The sequence below is a fragment of the Sporomusaceae bacterium ACPt genome, assembly GCA_041428575.1.
GTDB classification, from domain to species: Bacteria; Bacillota; Negativicutes; order Sporomusales; family Sporomusaceae; genus Sporomusa_D; species Sporomusa_D carbonis.
This window is the reverse complement of the sequence record CP155570.1, coordinates 1957637-1975560: the sequence shown is the minus strand read 5'-3', so window position 1 is coordinate 1975560 and position 17924 is coordinate 1957637. Positions and strand designations below refer to the sequence as shown.

The 17924-nt window shown below is 44.9% G+C and carries 18 protein-coding genes and 1 other RNA gene; 18 read left to right on the top strand and 1 reads right to left on the bottom strand.

Annotation, left to right across the window (positions count from 1 at the left end):
• The 6 genes from SCACP_RS10045 to SCACP_RS10020 all read left to right on the top strand — a co-directional run bounded on the left by SCACP_RS10045 (position 1) and on the right by SCACP_RS10020 (position 6956).
• Positions 1-450 (top strand): Fur family transcriptional regulator, encoded by a 450-nt coding sequence (locus SCACP_RS10045; protein ID WP_425061192.1) that lies wholly within the window; start codon positions 1-3, stop codon positions 448-450.
• Positions 440-2020: a coproporphyrinogen dehydrogenase HemZ gene (gene hemZ, locus SCACP_RS10040; RefSeq protein ID WP_425061191.1), complete on the top strand. Its 1581-nt coding sequence runs from the start codon at positions 440-442 to the stop codon at positions 2018-2020. The genes SCACP_RS10045 and hemZ overlap by 11 nt, the downstream gene beginning before the upstream one ends.
• Before the next feature lie 3 nt (positions 2021-2023).
• Positions 2024-3289 carry a histidine--tRNA ligase gene (hisS, locus tag SCACP_RS10035; RefSeq protein ID WP_425061190.1) on the top strand — a complete coding sequence of 422 codons (1266 nt, stop codon included), beginning with the start codon at positions 2024-2026 and terminating at the stop codon, positions 3287-3289.
• Between the two features lie 41 nt (positions 3290-3330).
• Positions 3331-5121, top strand: a complete 1791-nt coding sequence (aspS, locus tag SCACP_RS10030) for an aspartate--tRNA ligase (RefSeq protein WP_425061375.1) — start codon at positions 3331-3333, stop codon at positions 5119-5121.
• A gap of 90 nt (positions 5122-5211) precedes the next feature.
• A non-coding RNA gene (gene ssrS, locus SCACP_RS10025) (6S RNA) lies at positions 5212-5391 on the top strand.
• Between the two features lie 236 nt (positions 5392-5627).
• Positions 5628-6956 (top strand): replication-associated recombination protein A, encoded by a 1329-nt coding sequence (locus SCACP_RS10020; protein WP_425061189.1) that lies wholly within the window; start codon positions 5628-5630, stop codon positions 6954-6956.
• Between the two features lie 44 nt (positions 6957-7000).
• On the opposite strand, the gene SCACP_RS10015 is transcribed toward SCACP_RS10020, so the two are convergent.
• Positions 7001-7249, bottom strand: a complete 249-nt coding sequence (locus SCACP_RS10015) for a hypothetical protein (protein ID WP_425061188.1) — start codon at positions 7247-7249, stop codon at positions 7001-7003.
• A 250-nt stretch (positions 7250-7499) separates the two neighbouring features.
• Here SCACP_RS10015 and SCACP_RS10010 point away from each other — a divergent pair, with 250 nt between their 5' ends.
• The 12 genes from SCACP_RS10010 to SCACP_RS09955 all read left to right on the top strand — a co-directional run bounded on the left by SCACP_RS10010 (position 7500) and on the right by SCACP_RS09955 (position 17778).
• Positions 7500-7934 carry an RrF2 family transcriptional regulator gene (locus SCACP_RS10010; RefSeq protein WP_425061187.1) on the top strand — a complete coding sequence of 145 codons (435 nt, stop codon included), beginning with the start codon at positions 7500-7502 and terminating at the stop codon, positions 7932-7934.
• Position 7935: 1 nt separating this feature from the next.
• Positions 7936-9144: a cysteine desulfurase NifS gene (gene nifS, locus SCACP_RS10005; RefSeq protein ID WP_425061186.1), complete on the top strand. Its 1209-nt coding sequence runs from the start codon at positions 7936-7938 to the stop codon at positions 9142-9144.
• A gap of 21 nt (positions 9145-9165) precedes the next feature.
• Positions 9166-9537, top strand: a complete 372-nt coding sequence (gene nifU / locus SCACP_RS10000; RefSeq protein ID WP_425061185.1) for a Fe-S cluster assembly scaffold protein NifU — start codon at positions 9166-9168, stop codon at positions 9535-9537.
• A gap of 6 nt (positions 9538-9543) precedes the next feature.
• Positions 9544-10638, top strand: coding sequence for a tRNA 2-thiouridine(34) synthase MnmA (mnmA, locus tag SCACP_RS09995; RefSeq protein ID WP_425061184.1), 1095 nt, complete (start codon positions 9544-9546; stop codon positions 10636-10638).
• A 96-nt stretch (positions 10639-10734) separates the two neighbouring features.
• Positions 10735-11247 (top strand): PRC-barrel domain-containing protein, encoded by a 513-nt coding sequence (locus SCACP_RS09990; RefSeq protein WP_425061183.1) that lies wholly within the window; start codon positions 10735-10737, stop codon positions 11245-11247.
• A 214-nt stretch (positions 11248-11461) separates the two neighbouring features.
• Entirely contained in the window at positions 11462-11662 is a 201-nt protein-coding gene (locus SCACP_RS09985) for a hypothetical protein (RefSeq protein WP_425061182.1), read from the top strand.
• A gap of 149 nt (positions 11663-11811) precedes the next feature.
• Complete coding sequence (locus SCACP_RS09980; protein WP_425061181.1) at positions 11812-12837, top strand: AI-2E family transporter; 1026 nt, start codon at positions 11812-11814, stop codon at positions 12835-12837.
• Between the two features lie 93 nt (positions 12838-12930).
• Positions 12931-15549, top strand: a complete 2619-nt coding sequence (gene alaS, locus SCACP_RS09975; RefSeq protein ID WP_425061180.1) for an alanine--tRNA ligase — start codon at positions 12931-12933, stop codon at positions 15547-15549.
• Between the two features lie 126 nt (positions 15550-15675).
• Positions 15676-15933 carry an IreB family regulatory phosphoprotein gene (locus SCACP_RS09970; RefSeq protein WP_425061179.1) on the top strand — a complete coding sequence of 86 codons (258 nt, stop codon included), beginning with the start codon at positions 15676-15678 and terminating at the stop codon, positions 15931-15933.
• Positions 15934-16881: an aldo/keto reductase gene (locus tag SCACP_RS09965; RefSeq protein ID WP_425061178.1), complete on the top strand. Its 948-nt coding sequence runs from the start codon at positions 15934-15936 to the stop codon at positions 16879-16881.
• A gap of 43 nt (positions 16882-16924) precedes the next feature.
• Positions 16925-17344, top strand: a complete 420-nt coding sequence (gene ruvX / locus SCACP_RS09960) for a Holliday junction resolvase RuvX (protein WP_425061177.1) — start codon at positions 16925-16927, stop codon at positions 17342-17344.
• Between the two features lie 89 nt (positions 17345-17433).
• Complete coding sequence (locus SCACP_RS09955) at positions 17434-17778, top strand: DUF1292 domain-containing protein (protein ID WP_425061176.1); 345 nt, start codon at positions 17434-17436, stop codon at positions 17776-17778.
• The last annotated feature ends 146 nt before the right edge of the window (positions 17779-17924 follow it).

Sequence of the window (17924 nt, the reverse complement as noted above, 5' to 3'; positions counted from 1 at the left end):
ATGACTATTGATTTACCTAGCTTACGTCAAAAATTTAAGGAACGGGAATATAAGCTGACGCCCCAGCGCCAGCTAATCTTGCAAGTTTTTATCGATAACCGTGACAAACATTTATGCGCCGAAGATGTTCACAATATTGTGCGGCAGCAGTCTAGTGATATCGGGCTGGCTACCGTCTACCGCACTCTTGAGTTATTAAGCGAACTCGATATATTGCAGAAAATGGACTTTGGCGACGGGCGTAGCCGATATGAGATTAACGAAACTAGCACTCCTCATCACCATCATCATCTTATCTGCCTTGCCTGTGGTAAGGTGATAGAATTTGCGGACGATTTACTAGAGGACCTTGAAAGCATAATTGCCAAAAACAGCAATTTTACTATTATTGATCACCAGGTTAAGTTTTATGGCTACTGTGAGGAGTGCCGGAATAAACGTGAGGATTGAAAAGTTTTTCTTTACTGTTGCTGCCGGTCCTGATGTCTCAACTGCTGTACGTGACACCATGGCGCTTTTTAATGTTGAAGACGCAGGCATTTGGCCGGACGGTGCCGGTGTAGCCGAGCTTAGTATTGGCAGTTTATTGGTGGCTAGTTCAGTAAGCTTTGAAAACAGTACGGTAAGAGTAAAAGTTACTATAAGCTTTTGGCGGCAGGAGCTTATTCCGGAAGTTTTTTTTGAAGATGCGTGTCGGCCATTGCCGCCAAATGCCGGCAAGAGTGGTACTGAAGATGCCGTTGGACTTATCCGGCGTTTGGTACAGCTTAATATTTTTAAATTAATGCATAAAATAACGGGAATTAATCCAGGGCCCTGGGGAATATTACGCGGTGTGCGGCCTACCAAAATTATTCACCGCTTACTGGATCAAGGTTTAACCCGTCCCGAAATTATCAAAAAGCTTTTGGAAGATTATGCGTTAGAGACAGACAAAGCTCAGCTTGTTACCGACATAGCAATTCATCAGCGTTCCATAATTGCCAATCCAGACAATCCTGCCGTTCCCGGAAAGATAAGTATATATGTAGGAGTACCTTACTGTCCATCGAGATGTTTGTACTGCTCATTTCCGGCTTATGTGCTGCCTGAGCGGCGAGAACAGCTTGATGCTTTTTTACGGGCAATTAAGAGAGACATTGAAAGCGCGACCCAATTAATAGCAAAACATAATTTATTGGTAGAAAGTATCTACGTTGGCGGCGGGACACCGACAAGTTTGGCAGCAGCCGATTTGGCCACTTTACTTGACTTAATCAGGAAGGGCTTTTTCCGTTCTTCAACTAAAGAATTTACCGTTGAAGCCGGTCGTCCGGACAGCATAAATGATGAAAAAATTGACGTTTTGCGACGATATGGAGTAAACCGGGTAAGTATAAATCCACAGACAATGCAAGATAAAACTTTAAAACAGATTGGACGCCGGCATACTGTTCAGGATATAATAGACGTATTCGGAAAAATCCGCCATTCAGGGATACCGATAATTAATATGGATGTCATCGCCGGCCTGCCAGGCGAGACTCAGGCCGATATGGAAGATACCATGCGGCAAATTGCTGCCATGAATCCTGAAAATATTACTGTACATACATTAGCGTTAAAACGCGGCTCCCTATTGAAAGCGTCATTACTATCAGGCACGATTGCCGGGCAAGTGTTGCCTGACGAGCAAACGACACAAGCTATGTTGCGTATTGCTGCTGCTTGGGTTTCTAAGATGGATATGCACCCTTATTATTTATACCGGCAAAAGTATATGACTGGTAACCTTGAAAATATTGGATATGCCAGACCGGACACCGATTGCCTTTATAATATTCAGATTATGGAAGAAAGGCAGACTATTATCGGCATTGGGCCTGCCGCCGGCACCAAGGCGGTAAACCAGTCTAATTGGCGACTGCAGAGCTGCTATAATGCCAAAGATGTTGTCTCATATATAAAAAATTTAGATATTTATCTTAATGAGCGAAATGCGTTGCTTTCACGATTGTATGGCGACCATGAGGAGGATTAACGAATGCTTACAACCGGACCGCGGGGAACCAAAGATATATTGCCTGACAGTTGTGGATACTGGCAGTATGTGGAACAAACCATACGGGAAGTATGCCGTAGTTTTGCCTACCAAGAAATTCGTACCCCGGTTTTTGAACACACCGAGCTCTTTTTGCGCGGTATTGGTGAAACTACTGATATTGTAGAAAAAGAAATGTATACATTTGCTGACCGTGGCAAGCGCAGTATTACCTTAAGGCCGGAAAATACGGCGGCGGTAGTCAGGGCTTACCTGGAACATAAGCTCTATGCCGGACCTCAGCCCACCAAACTGTTTTATATTGGTCCAATGTTCCGCTATGATCGTCCCCAGGCCGGTCGTTACCGGCAATTTCATCAGTTTGGTATTGAAGTGCTTGGCGCCAAAGGGCCGGCTGTTGACGCCGAAATTATCAGTTTGGCTGTGAGATTTTTTAATAAACTAGGATTGAACGACCTTAAACTGTTTATCAACTCGGTCGGCTGTCCTGAGTGTCGCCCGGTTTATCGCGCTAAACTGCAGGAGTTTTTCCGCGATAAGGTGCCTAATTTATGCGCAGATTGCCAGTCCCGGTTTGACCGCAATCCTATGCGTATTCTAGACTGCAAAAATGAAACCTGTACTACGCATTCCCAAGGGGCACCACACATGGTGGATTGCCTATGTGAGGAGTGTACCAGTCATTTTAACGGTTTAAAAGAACTGTTAACAGCGGCTGGCATCAACTTTGTCACCAATCCCCGCCTGGTGCGTGGACTGGATTATTATACCAAGACGGCTTTTGAAATTCAGTATGCGCCGTTAGGCGCCCAAAGCGCGGTTTGCGGCGGTGGCCGTTACGATGGCCTGGTGGCTGAATGTGGTGGTCAGCCTACTCCTGGTATTGGCTTTGCAATTGGTATTGAGCGAGTATTGCTGGCTTTAGAGAAACAAGCATTACTACCGGTTATTACAAGCGCTGTTGATGTGTTTGTCGCTCCGCTAGGGATAAAAACCCAGGCTGCTGCTTTTAAGCTCTTAACCGAGCTTCGCCAGGCAGGCATTACTGCTGACATGGATTTTATGGACCGCAGCCTGAAGGCTCAAATGAAGTATGCCAATAAATATCCGGCCAAGTTTGTGGCGCTAATCGGCGAAGATGAACTGGAACAGGATAAAGTGATGTTAAAAAACATGGAAACAGGCAGTCAAGAGTTAATCAATAGAGCTGAACTGGTACACATGATTACAGAGGGGATGGAGAAATAATGGCACAAATGGAGACCGCCGGTTACAAAATAATTAGCCAAATTGATACTATGCAGGGATTAAAACGTACTAATGCTTGCAATGATCTTAATCAAAACCATGCAGAACAGGAAGTCACCTTGTGCGGGTGGGTATCAAGACGTCGTGACCACGGTGGACTTATCTTCATTGATTTGCGTGACCGTTCGGGGATTGTGCAAGTAGTGTTTTCGCCTGATGTCAACCAAACTGCTTTCACCAAAGCCGAGATGGTGCGTAATGAGTATGTATTGGCAGTTCAGGGTGTTGTTAAATTACGTTCTGAAAGCACTGTTAATCCTAACATGGATACCGGTACTATCGAGGTTTACGGCAATGAATTGAGAATCTTAAATACAGCTAAAACACCGCCGTTTTATATTCAAGACAATATTGATGTTGATGAAATTCTGCGGTTAAAATACCGATATCTTGATTTACGACGTCCTGAGATGCAAAAAGACCTTATGCTCCGCCACCGGGTTACCAAGTCAATTCGGGACTTTTTGGATAAGCACCGTTTCTTGGAAGTTGAGACGCCTATCCTTACCAAAAGCACCCCGGAAGGTGCCAGAGACTACCTGGTACCCAGCCGGGTAAATCCGGGTAAATTTTATGCTCTGCCGCAATCACCGCAAATATATAAACAATTGTTAATGGTGGCAGGCATGGAACGCTACTTTCAGATTGCGCGATGCTTCCGGGACGAAGACCTTAGGGCCGACCGTCAGCCGGAATTTACCCAGCTTGACCTTGAAATGTCATTTATTGACCGGGAAGATATCTTATCGCTCATGGAGCAAATGATTGCCTACATATTTAGAGAAAGTATCGGTGCTGAGGTCCCTACGCCGTTTATCCGGCTGAGCTATGAAGAAGCTATGGCCCGTTACGGCTCGGACAAGCCTGATCTCCGCTTCGGTATGGAAATCATCGATCTGTCCGCTGCGGTTACGGAATCAGGATTTAAAGTATTTGACACCGTACTGGCAAGTGGCGGACAAGTAAAGGCAATTAATGTCAAAGGTTACGCCCATGTTCCCCGCCGCGAACTTGATGGCTTGGTAGAATATGTTGCCAACTATGGCGCCAAAGGTCTGGCCTGGATATGTTATACTGAGGAAGGCATCAAATCGCCGATTACCAAGTTCTTTAGCGAAGATACCATTAACAATATTACTGCCACAGCTGCGGCTGAAACCGGCGACCTCCTGTTGCTTGTCGCCGATAAACCAAAAGTTGTCGCCGCTGCGCTGGGCCAGCTCAGGCTTGAAATGGCCCGCCGTTTGAACTTGATTGACCCTGACAAATTATCCTTCTTATGGGTCATTGATTTTCCCATGTTTGAATATGACGAAGAAGACAAACGCTGGGTGGCAATGCACCATCCGTTTACTTCACCACGGGATGAAGATGTGGCCTATTTAGACAACGACCCTGGTCAGATTAAAGCTAAAGCGTATGATATGGTGCTTAACGGTATTGAGCTAGGCGGTGGCAGCATCCGGATTTACAACCGTGACCTCCAGGAAAAGGTATTTACAGCTATCGGCCTCACCCCGGAAGAAGCCTTGGAAAAATTCGGCTTCTTGTTGGAGGCCTTTGAATATGGTACTCCGCCGCATGGTGGCATTGCCTTCGGTCTTGATCGCTTGGTCATGCTTATGGCTAAAAGAGCTTCCATTCGTGACGTAATTGCCTTCCCGAAGACCCAGAGCGCTTCCGAGCTGATGATGCAGGCACCGTCTGAGGTTGCGCCGCGGCAGCTTAAAGAACTGTTTATCAAATCTGAGGTTGTTACCCCCAAGAAGTAATGAATAGAATGGAAGAATATTCCGCTATATAAGCTCTTGCAATTGCGTGATTTATTTGATAATATTAAGTCGAACTGAAACACCACGCTCAATACCCTGCTGTGTGCGTGTAATGCCTATGTTTTGAGCCAACACTTTTACTTAGGGAGCCTGTCTCTGGTTATGGCCTGTATGCCCTGTTCGTGTTGGGGACACACAAAGTAATCAGGCGAGCACCCACCTGCCGAGGGCAGGTTCAAAACACGGGCAGTACGGCATGGTGGGGATTGAGTGGGACAGTTAAACACCAACTTATGTTGGTGTTTTTGCTTTTTTGACTAAGTTTTGCTCAGTTTTCAAGGAGTTTACCATTTTATCAAGAATAATACTTGTTAGAACCATTAGCTTTAGAAGGAGGGACAATTGTGAGATTTGCTGATTTGCGGAGCGATACCGTATAATCTGCGAGGCTGAAGCCCATGTATATTATATTGAAACCTTGGCACGAATAATAAAAGGGTGATAGAGTGGACTTGTTTTCACAAAGTTTATTTAGTAATTCAGATAAAGAACACAGGCCGCTTGCCGTAAGAATGCGCCCGCGCACACTGGATGAATATATTGGTCAGCAGGAGATAATTGGGCGAGGCAAGTTTTTGCGGCGCATGATCGAAACCGATAATGTACCTTCCATCATTTTATTTGGCCCTCCAGGTACAGGTAAAACAACACTTGCACACATTATCGCACAAACTACCGGCAGCCACTTTGAAAAACTTAATGCTGTCGCTGCCGGTACACCTGACATTCGCAAGGTGGTTGACGCGGCCAAAGAACGGTTGCGTCTGTACCAACAGCGTACAATCCTGTTTCTGGATGAAATTCACCGGTTCAATAAAAGTCAGCAGGATGTTCTCTTGCCCTATGTGGAAAACGGTACGCTTACATTAATTGGCGCTACCACGGAAAATCCTTATTTTGAAGTAAATTCACCACTGTTGTCCCGGATGCGGGTAATTCGCTTGCAGCGACTAGACGAGCAAGAGCTTGTACAAATTTTAGAGCAAGCGCTGACTGATAAGGAACGAGGCTTGGGACAGGAAAATATCGAATACAGCATGCACACACTTACTAAAATAGCAGTTGTAGCCGGCGGCGACGCGAGAACAGCGCTCAATATTCTTGAACAGGCTGCTGCTATGCTTGGTGATGATTTGGGAATGCAACTGACACCGGAAATTGTGGAAATGGTAGTGGGGGAAAAACTTCATGCTTATGATAAACGCGGCGATAATCATTATGATGTTGTGTCGGCTTTTATCAAGAGTATGCGGGGATCTGATCCTGACGCCGCACTGCATTATTTAGCCCGGATGCTTGAGGCCGGAGAAGATGTCAAATTTATTGCCAGACGAATCGTTATTTGTGCTGCTGAGGACATTGGTAATGCCGACCCCCAGGCCTTAATGATCGCCATGGCTGCCGCTGAGGCTGTCCAATTTATAGGCATGCCGGAAGGGAGGATTCCCCTGGCCCAAGCTGTTACCTACCTGGCTTGTGCTCCTAAAAGTAATGCTGCGTATGTTGGGATCGATCAGGCCCTTGCCGATGTCCGGCATCGGGATTACGGTCAAGTGCCGCCTCATTTGCGGGATTCCCATTACCGGGGTGCCAAGCAGTTGGGGCATGGCCAAGGATATTTATATCCCCATGATTTTGACGAAGGCTATGTTAACCAGCAGTATCTACCTGACAAGCTGGCTGGAAGGACGTATTACCGGCCAACGCGAAATGGATTTGAAGTCAGATTTGCCGACTATTTGCAGTATATTAAAGTAAAAAAAGACAAAAAATAAATAACCCCCCGCAGGCGCGGGGGCTTAACTTTGCGGAGGAGTAATTATTTAAAGATACCAAAAGGTTTACCAGTCGGCAGGAATTGTTTGCCGAAATGAATGTTGAGAGTTATTGCCGCTGCACCATAGAAACCCAGCAACGAAATAATGAGTTCAGACCATGCGGCTATAGTATGCCAGCCATGCCCCATACTGAAAGAATCCATAACAAGACCCAAGAAAAGGATATCAATTAAGACCAAAATGGCAAATAAAACTTTATTGGTTTCCATTGCCGCGATTGTCATGTACATTATTATGTTTGAAAGCAATTAGGTTTAAACATAAATTATACCAGAAAATAATTGGATATACAGAGTTTTGTCCGTTAAAATAAATACCTGCCTTATTATTGGAATAAGTTGAATTAGAGCATGGACAATATAATAAATACTATATAAATTAGCGCTAATAACTCTTTGACATTTGTATGTAATTTTGGTATATTTAATTCAAGAAAACCTATCATAATACTCGGAAAAGCCGAAGCGGGAGAGGTTTACAGTGAAACTGTCAACAAAAGGACGATATGGCGTTGCGGCTATGTATGACTTGGCTCTGCATTACGGACAAGGCGCTATTTCACTTAAAAGCGTGGCCCAGCGCCAGGGAATTTCTGAGCACTATCTGGAGCAGTTAATGGGCACACTGAGGAAAGCCGGTTATGTTAAAAGTGTGCGTGGCGCCCAAGGCGGCTATGCTTTAACAAAAGACCCGGCACAAATTTCGGTAGGTGATATAATCCGAACCATGGAAGGTCCAATAGCGCCAGTTGATTGCCTATTAGCCGAAGATGCGAGCAGAACTTTCTGTGAGCGGGTTAATATATGTGTAACCCGGGGGGTTTGGGCTAAGGTACGCGACAGTATTACTTCTGTGCTAGATTCTATTTCTCTCGCTGATTTATGCAGAGAAGACAAGGGACAAGGAGATGAGTAGCATGAAACGTATTTATTTTGACCATTCGGCTACTACCCCGGTTGACAGGGAAGTAGCTGACCTGATGCTGGAATATATGACTGACAAATACGGCAATCCATCCAGCGTCCATAGTTTTGGGCGGGAAACGCGCAAAGCAATTGAAGAAGCACGGGAAAAGGTTGCTGCATTAATTAATGCCAGCCCTAACGAGATCTTCTTTACCAGTGGCGGTACTGAAGGCGACAACCTGGCAATTAAAGGTGTAGCTTATGCCAACCGCAAGAAAGGCAATCATATAATAACTACTCAAATCGAGCATCATGCTGTTCTCCATACATGCGAGTACCTTGAGAAGCAAGGTTTTACCGTCACCTATTTACCGGTTGACGAACATGCTATGGTACGTATGGAAGACCTAAAAAACGCCATTACTGACAAGACAATTCTTATCAGTGTCATGTTTGCCAATAACGAAGTAGGAACAATTCAGCCCATTAAAGAAATTGGGCAATTAGCTAAAGAAAAAGGAATTTACTTTCACACGGACGCCGTTCAAGTTGCCGGCAACTATCCAATTGACGTTAAAGAGTTAAACATAGATTTACTTACTCTGTCTGGCCATAAGTTCTATGCCAGTAAAGGGATTGGAGCCCTGTACATCCGCCGCGGCGTAAAAATCGAAGAAATTCAGCATGGTGGCGGGCATGAACGCAATATGCGCGCCGGCACAGAAAACGTACCGGGAATTGTCGGTTTGGGTAAGGCTGCTGAAATTGCCAAGCGGGATATGGAGAAAAAAGTTACATATATTCAAGGTTTGCGTGACAAACTGATTGCTGGCGTTATGGAAAAAATTCCTCATGTCAAGCTCAATGGCCATCCTGAATGTAGAATGCCGGGCAACGCCAATTTTAGTTTCCTATATATTGAAGGCGAGTCACTCTTACTTAATTTGGACTTAAAGGGAATAGCCGCTTCCAGTGGTTCAGCTTGTACTTCGGGTTCTCTTGATCCATCCCATGTATTACTGGCCATGGGCTTAACTCACGAAGTGGCGCATGGATCTCTCCGGGTTTCGCTTGGCCGTGGCAACACCGAAGAAGATATTAATTACTTTCTTGAGGTAGTGCCGGAAATCGTAGAGCGGCTCCGCAGCATGTCGCCGCTTTACGGCAGCGCTGCTGAATTTAAGCCGTCGAATCCTTGTACCCATTGTCATCATCAGTAATTATCGGGAGGAGAGGATATAATGTATACTGAAAAAGTTATGGACCATTTCACCAACCCCCGTAACGTAGGTGAAATAAAGAATGCCAGCGGCGTTGGCGAAGTGGGAAACGCCAAATGCGGTGATATTATGCGCATATATTTACAAGTCGATAACGATATAATTACTGACGTTAAATTTAAAACGTTTGGTTGTGGCGCAGCCATTGCTACTAGCAGTATGGTGACAGAAATGGTTAAAGGAAAAACACTGGATGAGGCATTAGAAATTTCCAATCAAGCAGTTGCTGAAGCGTTAGGCGGGCTGCCTCCAGCCAAGATGCACTGTTCTAACCTTGCTGCCGACGCGCTGCATGAGGCTATTAAAGACTACATTGCCAAAAAAGGAAAGTGATTATTAGTGGCTGACAAACCACGAGTGGTTGTAGCCATGAGCGGAGGGGTGGACAGTTCTTTAACTGCCGCCCTTCTTGTTCATCAAGGCTATGATGTAATCGGTGCAACAATGCAGATATGGGAAAAAGACCAGACGGGGAATGATCCGGACAGCCGGGGCTGTTGTTCGCTGTCGGCTGTTGATGACGCCCGCCGGGTGGCCAATAAACTCGGTATCCCTTATTATGTACTTAACTTCCGGGAGATGTTCCAGAAAACAGTAATCAATTATTTTATGGCTGAGTATTCGGCCGGTAGAACACCTAATCCGTGTATTGCCTGTAACCGGTATGTAAAATTTGAAGGACTGCTGAATAAAGCGCTGGCGCTTGGCGCTCAGTATGTGGCGACAGGCCACTATGCCCAAATCATATATGATGAAGAGCGGCAGCGGTATATTTTACGTAAAGGCGTAGATCCGGCCAAAGATCAGTCTTATGCGCTTTATCATCTTAATCAGCGCACGTTGCGCCATTTTTTAATGCCATTGGGCAGTTTTAACAAGACAGAAACAAGAAGAATGGCGAAAAAACTGGGACTGTCGGTCGCAGATAAGCCTGACAGCCAAGAGATATGCTTTGTTCCCAATGATGATTATAAAGCTTTTCTTAAAGATCGGATACCTGAATCGTTAAAACCGGGAAATATTGTAGATACTGCCGGTAATATTATCGGCAAACACCAAGGGGTTCAGCTTTATACCATTGGGCAACGTAAGGGATTAGGGCTGGCGGTTGGCAAACCGCTTTATGTCGTGGCGCTTGACGCTGAACGTAATGAAGTTGTGGTCGGCTCTGACGAGGATGTTTTTGCTGTCGAGCTCATTGCCGGTGACCTAAACTTTATTACTATCGATAATTTGGACAAGCCGCTTACAGTAGAAGCTAAAATCAGATATAGTGCGCCGCCAGCCCCGGCTACTGTAATCCCCCTTGAAAACGGACTGGTAAATGTTACCTTTACAACACCGCAACGGGCAATTACTCCCGGCCAATCAGTTGTATTTTATCATGGCGATATCGTTGTTGGCGGCGGAATAATTGCCAAGGTTGTAAAGTAACCATCAAACAGATAAATTTATAATATCCTGTTTAAATGATATAAACAGCCTCAAATTGGGTCATAATAATAATACAATCTGTTGTGGAGGCCTAGCATGCAAAAACTACGTCAATTATTTGGCCTACCGGTACTTATTACCGGAACCGGCGCACAGATTGGAGAGGTACAGGAAGTAATTGTCGATTTGGAACAGGCTGCTGTGCGCGGTATTGTTCTTGCCGGCGCTAACTGGTTTACAAACGACCAGGGCATTGTGTTTGAAGACTTATTCCGGGTGGGCCGGGATGCGGTAATGGTTAGAGCCAGTTATGCCCTGCGGAATTTAACTCCCGCGATGATGCCCGGAACTATTTATTATTCGCGCGACGTGCTGGATAAGCAAATATACACTGATACCGGATTAAACCTGGGTATGTTGGTTGACATTGCTTATGATGGTATTACTGGTGAAATAAAGGCTTACGAAGTTTCCGACGGCCTTATCACTGATTTGCTCTATGGTCGCAAAACTATGCCTTTACCGCAAGCACAAGTTGTTGGTCAGGATAAATTAATTGTTCCAGACACTATGACCAATCTTCTTATACCTGAATCTAAGCAAGTGTGAGGTGTAAGTTTCATGACAACTTGTCCTGTATGCGGGCAACGCGGAATAGGCAAAGTCGGTGCCGACCAGTACTACTGCTGTGACTGCTGTATAGAGTTTTCGGTACGAAACCAAGACATAAAAATTTTCAATGTTGAGGTGGATGGTACTTTAACTCTATATAATGATTTAGTGCAGGGTAGTACTGTTAATCTAGAGGTACAGAAGGGGTGATATGATGCGCAGTAAGTTTTGGCAAGGCTTGGTTTGGGGTGGACTTGTAGGAACAGCACTCGGCGCCATCATAGGTCCCATGGCTAAACCGCAGAAAAAGCCATTATTGGAGCGCAGTGCTGACGCGGTTACCAATACTACCCGTGACCTGATGAAAGGGGCACGCCGGGCAAGACGGCGGTTGATGAAAAAGCTGGATTAATAATGTCCGGTAATATGGAGGCCTGTGTGGTCTCCTTTTTTTATCCTGACAGAAAGTATAACTCTCTGCCAGGATAAGGGCAACATCGGCTTCCGCTTTCGCCAAAGGCTCGGCGCAAGCCGTGTTTTCTTTATTGATGAGGTGGGAATATGCAACTGACTAAACATCACTTTCGCCTTGTTGTTATTATTCTGTTTTTATTGGGAACTGTTTATTTCCTTTGGCTGGTGCATAATAGTCTATATCCATTTTTCATCGCCCTAGTACTTGCTTATTTGCTTAATCCTTATGTGTGTTACCTTGAAGACAAAGGCTTATCCAGAGGATGGGCGATCACGTTGGTATACATCATCTTATTTGGCATTATTATTTTAGGCGGTGCACGCCTGATGCCTATTTTCGTGAGAGATTTGGAAAGCTTTGCGAAAGAACTGCCACATATACTTGGCAAAGGTGAAGAGTTGTTTTATCAGATTCAAAGTCACTATCAAAACTCGGTATTGCCCTATTCCATACGGGCATCAATTGATGATTTCTTTTTGTTGTTGCAACAGGAGGGACAATCGTTCGCCGGCAATTTAGCCGATGGCCTAGTTGGACTGATTACCCATTTTATAGGGTTAGCCATTACTCCCATACTGGCCTTTTACCTCTTACATGATTGGCGAAACATTAAAGAAGAGATAATCCTTCTGATTCCCGGCCGCTGGCGGCATGAATTCATTTTGGCGCTTAAAGACATTGATAAAGTGTTAAGCGGTGTGATCAGGGGGCAGATTACTGTAGCAATAATTGTTGGTGTGCTGGTAAGCACCGGATTATATTTTCTTAATGTACCGTTTGCCCTGCTTATTGGCATTACCGCCGGTTTACTTGACGTTATTCCCTATTTTGGCGCATTTATTGGGGCTGCGCCGGCGGTTATGCTGGCTTTGTTAGAATCACCTCTACTGGCTTTGAAGGTGGGAATTTTATTTTTAATTATTCATCAGTTAGAAGGCAGTATTATATGCCCTAAAATACTAGGGGAAAACGTGGGCTTACATCCGCTGACAGTAATTTTCTTTTTGTTTGCCGGTGGTGAGCTGTTTGGTGTAACCGGCATGTTGCTGGGCGTACCGGTGGCAGCGGCGGGAAAGGTTCTGCTAAAACACGGTATTAAGTTGCTTCTATAGCCTAATGTGTACACCAAATATTGACACTAAATCTTAAATTATAGTATAATTCCAGAATAATGGATTAAATTTAACATATTGGAGCTGATTACGTTGAAACAATTGACCGGAAACGAAATAAGAAAAATGTTTCTGGATTTTTTTGCTAGTAAAGACCATCTGATTCAGTCCAGTTATTCGCTTATTCCGGAAAACGACCCAACCCTGCTCCTGATTGGTGCTGGTATGGCGCCGTTTAAGCCTTTTTTCACCGGGAAAATGAAGCCACCTCATCCGCGAATTTCTACCTGCCAAAAATGCGTCCGCACCGGCGATATCGAAAACGTCGGTCGTACTGCCCGCCATCATACTTTTTTCGAAATGTTGGGAAATTTTTCATTTGGTGACTATTTTAAAAAAGAGGCCATTGCCTGGGCCTGGGAATTTTTAACCGAATATTTGGAACTGCCGAAAGAAAAACTATGGATTACCATACACACCAGCGATGATGAGGCTTTTGAAATTTGGCACAATGACATAAAAGTTCCAGCTGAACGCATTATCCGGCTGGAAGATAACTTCTGGGAAATTGGCCCTGGGCCCTGCGGTCCATGCTCGGAAATTCATATTGATTTAGGTGAAGAACGGGGCTGTGGTAAGCCAGATTGTGCTGTGGGTTGCAACTGTGACCGGTTTTTGGAAATTTGGAACTTGGTATTTACCCAGTTTAACCGGGATGAAGCCGGCAATTATACACCACTGGCAAAGAAAAATATCGATACTGGTGCTGGTCTGGAACGCATTGCTTCGGTCCTGCAAAATAAACGTTCAAATTTTGAGACTGATTTATTATATCCAATTATTGAATATGCCGCCAAAGTGGCAGGTGTAACTTACGGTCAATCGCCAAAGACAGATGTTTCATTAAAAGTAATCGCTGACCATGGTCGCAGCATGGCTGTTATGATTGGCGACGGCGTGCTCCCGTCTAACGAAGGGCGGGGCTATGTCCTGAGAAGAATTTTACGCCGGGCGGTCCGCCATGGTAGGTTAATGGGCATTGAGAAGCCGTTTCTTACAGACATTGTTGATGTAGTGACCACTATTTTTTCCCAGCCTTATCCTGAACTCAATGACAAAAAAGCATATATTAAGAAAGTCATTCAATTAGAAGAAGAACGCTTCCATACCACCCTGGCTCAAGGGATTGAACTCTTAAACAAACATATTCTGGAGCTGAGCCAAGCCGGACAGACTGTGCTTGATGGCGCGTCGGCTTTCAAACTTTATGATACTTACGGATTCCCATGGGAGCTTACCGAAGAAATACTAAGTGAACATAACATGACTTTGGACAAACAGGGATTTGACCAGGCCATGGCCGAACAGCGTGAACGAGCCCGCGCTGCCCGCCAGGACAGTGAAGAAAAAATCACGATACCTGATTTGTCAGGTATCGTGACTGAAGCCCTTAGTTACCAGCCTGACACCGAAAATGCCAAAATCGTTTTGCTTCTAAAAGACGGTAAAGTTGTTACCGAAGCTTTTGACGGTGACGAGGTAGCAGTCATTTTGGATGTTACCCCATTTTACGCTGAGGGTGGCGGTCAAATCGGCGACACTGGTTCAATTATCAGTTCGCTAGGCAAAATGGAAGTTGTTAATACCCGCAAACTGCCTGACGGAACAATTTATCACCTGGGACAAATTGCCGAAGGTTCACTTAAAACTGGTGAATTGGTTAAAGTGAGTGTCGATTACGCAAGACGCAGGAATATTTCCCGCAACCATACGGCCACTCACTTGTTACATGCTGCTTTAAAACAGGTTTTGGGCGGACATGTTAACCAGGCCGGTTCATCGGTAGACAACAGCCGGCTACGGTTTGATTTCACCCACTTTGCCCCTGTTACTACCGAACAGTTGGCTGAAGTCGAAAAATTAGTGAATGATGTAATTCTCGATAATGTTAGTGTCGGTATTATTGAAACTACCCAGAACTTAGCCAAAGAGATGGGCGCAATGGCCCTATTTGGCGAAAAATACGGGGAACGGGTACGAGTAGTTGTTGTTGACGGCTTCAGCAAAGAACTTTGTGGTGGTACACATGTAGCAGCAACAGCTGAGATTGGCTTGTTCAAAATTGTAAGTGAAGCAGGCATTGGGGCAGGCATACGCCGTATTGAAGCTGTTACCGGCTATGGAGCACATGAATATTTAAAAGCGCAAAATGACCTTATCAAAGAAGCGGCAGCAGCCCTAAAAACCCGACCGGAAGAAATAGTAGCCCGTATTGATATACTCAATGGGCGTGTCCGCGAGTTGGAAAAAGAAGTAAGTACTTTACATACTAAGCTGGCAAAAAATGAGGTACAGGATCTTCTAACCAGAGTTAAAGACATTAACGGCGTTCAAGTAGTAATCGGCCAAGTGGCGGCAACAGACATGGAAAATCTGCGGGCTACCAGTGATATGGTGCGTGACCGCTTAAAGTCCGGCGTAGTAGTATTAGGAGCTGTGAGTGGAGAAAAAGTTAATTTCGTAGTTATGGCTACTGCCGACTGTGTGGCTAAGGGCATCCATGCCGGCAATATCGTAAAAGAAACCGCCAAAGTCGCTGGCGGCGGCGGTGGCGGGAGACCGGACATGGCCCAAGCTGGCGGCAAACAGCCGGATAAAATTGGCGAAGCGTTGCAGGCTGCTGAAAAAGTTATCCAATCACAAATTAAATAATTACCTATGCAGGCAGGTTCCGTACCTGCCTGTAAAAATTTAAATAAATCTAACAGGAAAAATATAGTGGCAAGTAGAATATATCTGTTAATACTTTGTAGATAATATAAGGGAGGAGGAGGCTTCATGACCAACATATCTCAAGAAACAATGATGTTTAAAGTAGATAATGATGAAACCAATGCAGCCGAAGTAATCCTGACTACTGTTTACCAGTCTTTGAAAGAAAAAGGCTATAATCCAATAAATCAGTTGGTCGGGTACCTTTTATCCGGTGACCCGACATATATAACTAGCCATAATGGTGCCCGCAGTTTAATTCGCAAGTTGGAACGCGATGATATCATTGAGGAGTTAGTGCGGGCCTATCTTAAAGACCGGTAAATGGAATACCGTGAGCTTGGCCGAACAGGTCTTATTGTTTCTAGACTTTGTTTTGGCGGACTGACTATTGGCCCTTTGCAGTCAAATCGGCCATTGGCCGAAGGAGTTGCCGTCATCCAGGCAGCACTTGACGCAGGGGTCAATTTTATTGACACCGCAGAATTGTACCGGACCTATCCCTACATACGGGAGGCAATAACGGGAGTTAACGAGGATGTAGTGATTGCTTCAAAATCGTATGCCTATACCTATGACGGTATGCGATCAAGTGTTGAAAATGCATGTCGGGAATTACAGCGTGGCTATATTGATATTTTTTTACTTCATGAACAGTCATCCCGTATGACTCTCAAAGGCCATGCCGATGCGTTGCACTATTTAGCTGATGCAAAACGCCAAGGGCTTGTCAGGGCAATCGGCGTATCTACCCATACTGTTGATGTAGTACGGGCGGCAGCGTTAATTGAGGAGATCGATGTAATTCATCCCATAATAAACCTAAAAGGTATTGGTATCACGGACGGCACTGCGGAAGATATGCTGGCTGCTATACAGTTGGCAACTGATTGTGGTAAAGGTATATATACCATGAAAGCATTAGGCGGCGGGCATTTGAATCATATGGCCAACCAGGCTTTTGCTTGGGTATTGGCTCAGAATGGCATAACATCAGTGGCCGTAGGCATGCAGACAATCGACGAGGTAATGCTCAACACGGCAATATTTTCTGGACAAGTTCCGGACAGTAGCCTTTGGGATAAAGTAGCTAAAGCGCCAAGACGGTTACTAGTGGAGGACTGGTGTGCCGGTTGTGGTCAATGTGCACTGCATTGCCCCATGGGAGCAATGACCGTCAATGGCGGCAAAGCGATCCCTGATCCCAAACGCTGTGTGCTATGTGGCTATTGCGGCGCATACTGTCCGGAGTTTTGTTTGAAAATTGTATAATGTTTGGTAAAACATTCATTTTCATGAATAATTTGGAGGATATATGCGCATACTAGCACTTGATGTTGGGGACAAAACCATTGGTGTAGCAGTTAGTGATGAACTAAAACTGACAGCTCAAGGGGTTGAAGTCATCAGACGGACATCTCTAGATAAAGACTTCACGCGGATTAATGAACTTATTGCTCAGTTTCGTGTAGGGCTTATTATCATTGGGTTGCCCAAAAACATGAATGGTACTATCGGACCGCGCGGTGAACTTGTTAAAGAATTTGGCGCGGCGATGGCCCAAGCTGTGCCAAATGTTGAGATCAAATTTTGGGATGAACGCCTGTCTACCGTTGCGGCTGAGAAGTCTCTGATAGCCGCCGATGTAAGCCGGGCCAAACGGCGACAGATTATTGACAAAATGGCGGCTGTTTTCATTTTGCAAGGTTATCTTGACAGTTTGTCGCGTGTATAACCCTTCCTTTTGTGCCAGAGGTTTCCTTGACAGGATAAGTTTTCTAGTATAAAATTACATTGCGTATGAGTAAAATGAGGTGATTGAAAATGTCAGATCAAGAAAAAGATGATATTATGGATTATGACGATGAGCCCGTAGTAGTTATGACTGATGAAGATGGTAACGAATATTACTATCGCGAAGATATGATTATCCCCATCGGCGAAAAGCGTTATGCCATATTAGTGCCGATTGAAGTTGACGAAGACGGTTGCGGTTGCGGCGATGATGATTGCGGCTGCGGCTGTGGTGATGATGAGACTGACGTCTTTATTGCCCGTATTGATGTTGATGAAAACGGTGAAGAGATTTATGTAGACCCGACTGATGAAGAATTTGAACAAGTTCGTCAGGCTTACGAAGATATGGTTGCCGAAGAAGAGGAAGAGTAAAAGAAGCCGAGCAGGCTTCTTTTTTTGCCCTGACAGAAAGTATAACTTTCTGCCAGGATAAGGGCAACATCGGCTTCCGCTCTCGCCAAAGGCTCGGCGCAAGCCGTGTTTTCTTTAGCTTTGTTTATTAACAATGTTGTTGTATG